1 protein-coding gene is annotated in these 1,264 nt (G+C 30.5%); it reads right to left on the minus strand.

Going from position 1 to position 1,264, the window contains the following annotated elements:
* Window positions 1-62: 62 nt before the first annotated feature.
* Window positions 63-1,195, minus strand: a protein-coding gene (locus tag FYJ83_RS19540) for an IS3 family transposase (RefSeq protein WP_195838081.1) whose coding sequence is annotated in 2 segments (ribosomal slippage) — window positions 63-928 and window positions 928-1,195 — 1,134 coding nt in all. Because the reading frame shifts where the segments join, the coding sequence is not laid out codon by codon here.
* Window positions 1,196-1,264: the final 69 nt, after the last annotated feature.

Raw genomic sequence — 1,264 nt, forward strand, 5'->3', positions numbered from 1 at the left:
TGGAAAGGCAACCCTTTTTTAGACAAATTCATTTCGAACAAAGATTTACCCTTTAAATGTACTTATGCTACTATTCCCAGAGCTATTTTATTTCTATAATTTATTGGTGATATGTAGCCTAAAGAACCATGGATCCTTATATGGTTATACCAGTAAATATATTCTGCTAGCTGTAATTCCAATTCCTCTAAGGTTTCAAATTTATTTTGGTATATAAATTCTATCTTTAAAATTTTATTCATAGCTTCACTTACTGCATTGTCGTAGGGATTTCCCTTTCTACTTAAAGAACGTTCTATATTAAAGGCTTCTAAGATATTATCTATTTTTATGTTGTCATACTCCTTGCCCCGATCTGAATGAAATACTTTTATATCTTTTAGTGAGTAATTACTTCTTAACAATGCTTTTTCTATTAGACTGGCATCTTTATTAGCTCCAGCAGAATAACCTATTACTTCTCTATTAGCTAAGTCTACTATGGTACATACATAATTCCATCTATTACCCACCCTTACATAGGTTAGGTCACTGACAGCTACCTCTAGCTTGTCTCTATCATCAAACTTTCTATCCACTATATTAGTAATATTGGATTCATTACAGCCCCTATTATGAACTTTATATTGGGCAACTGTATAATTAGATACTAGTGAATTTTCTTTCATAATTCTGGCTATTCTTTTTCTAGAAACCTGGTAGCCTAAGTTATCAAGCTCAATCTTAATCTTTCTTGTTCCATAGTTATTCCTACTTTTATGAAATATATCAATTACATGTTTTTCTATCTTAGATTCTTCATCTGTAGCATCTGATTCTTCCTTATTTAGGTGATAATAAACTAAACTTCTAGAGACCTCTAATAGCCTACACATTGCACTAATACTGTATTTCTCTTTATTAGAAATAATTAGGTCTACCTTTTGCCTAGTAGTAGTGCTGCCTGCTTTAAAATATCATTCTCCATTTCAAGTTGTTTAACTCTCTTTTCTAATTCTATCAATCTTTTTTCTTTATCAGTCCTATTATCTTCTATATCAAATGATTGGGTATTATTATATCTTACTACCCACTGCCTCATAGTTGATGGAGATATACCATATTCCTCACTTAGGCTTCTATATGTGTGATTTCCTTGATTATAAATATTGACTATTTGCTTTTTAAAGTTTTCTTCATAATGTTTTCTAGACATTCTATTCTCCTCCTATAATAATTATATCATGTTCGGAAAAGAATTGTCCTATTTAGTATAGCCTATCCA

This window comes from Tissierella pigra (assembly GCF_009695605.1).
Lineage (GTDB): Bacteria > Bacillota > Clostridia > Tissierellales > Tissierellaceae > Tissierella > Tissierella pigra.